General features: G+C 62.6%; 1 protein-coding gene. It reads left to right on the top strand.

The genetic code is table 11. The annotated features are described in order from the left end of the window. Positions 1-127: 127 nt before the first annotated feature. Positions 128-1277, top strand: a 1150-nt coding sequence (locus P0D80_RS50260) for an SWIM zinc finger family protein (protein WP_408296232.1), incomplete at its 3' end; no start/stop codon positions are given.

Here is a 1277-nt window from a genome sequence, read left to right as displayed (position 1 = left end):
CAAAGCCCTGGCGACTGATGCTGGATGGGAATTCACACGTACGCGGTCCGCGCCGTGAGTGTCGTTTCCTGCTCACGCGCTGCCGTCATCACCACTGGCTTGAACACGCATGGAAGGGACACCCCTGATGTCGTCAGTTTTCTATGACCGGGCGCAGATCGCGGACTGGTTAGGTTCCCACACGGTCGCGAAAGCGCGCGATTACGTCCACGCGGTATCGAAACTGCACTGGCAGGACAACACGCTCAGCGGCGAGGTGCAGGGGACCGCGCGTCGCCCGTATGCAGTGGACGTGCACTTCTACGAGGCGGAAGAAGGTCCGTGGGTCGAAAGTGAATGCTCGTGCCCGGTCGGCTACGACTGCAAGCACGTGGCGGCGCTGCTGATCGCAGGCATGGAGAAGATGCCGAAGCCGCAGGTTGGCGTGCGGCCCGAAGTCATCAGCTGGCTGGAGACGTTTCGCGCCAGTCTCGCGTCGAGCGCGCCCAATGCAAGGAAAGCGGCATCGAAACCAACCCATACACTCGCTTACGTGCTGGGCTGGTCGCGCTATCACCAGCGTCATGAAGTGGAGATCTTCAAGGCGCGCCGCAACACGGACGGCACGATCAGATCGATCGACGACGCTTGGCATAACGTCGAGGCGGCCCTCCTGAAGCCGCCGAAATTCGTCACGGACGATGATCTGGTGATCCTGCGGGGACTGTGGCTGGGCCGTAGTCGCGAAGATTACGGCAGTTTCGTGTTGCGCGGTTCAACCGGGGCCGACGTGTTGCAGAAACTGACTGTGACGGGCCGCCTGTTCACAGCACCGACAGCGAATCATGCTTCATCGCCCATGCGTGTGGCCTTGTCCGAGGGACATGCTCGTCCGGGACACATCGAATGGCAGCCGCAGCCGGACGACTGTGTACGACCGGTACTGCGAACCGAGCCCCCATCCACGATGCTGCTGGCGACCGAGCCCGCCTGGTACATCGACACACAGGCTGGCGTTGCCGGCATCGTGCAGTTGCCGTTGCAATCGTTGCAGGCGCAGCAACTGGCCGCTTATCTGGCGATGCCGCCGATCTCGCTGACCGAAGCGCCGCTCGTGGGCGCCGTGCTGCGGGAGATCGTCCCGGAACTGCCACCGCCACCCGCGCCCAACTCATCAGAGCTGCGCATCATCGATACCGAACCCGTGCCGATCCTGTCACTCGACACACGGCCCCTGTATATGGCTGGATTTGGCAAGTATGACCATCGGGCGCCTGTGCTCGATTTTGCCGCGGTCG

This window comes from Paraburkholderia sp. RL17-373-BIF-A (assembly GCF_046030175.1).
GTDB lineage: Bacteria > Pseudomonadota > Gammaproteobacteria > Burkholderiales > Burkholderiaceae > Paraburkholderia.
The sequence above is the reverse complement of the archived record's forward strand: the minus strand, read 5'-3'. Positions and strand labels throughout refer to the sequence as shown.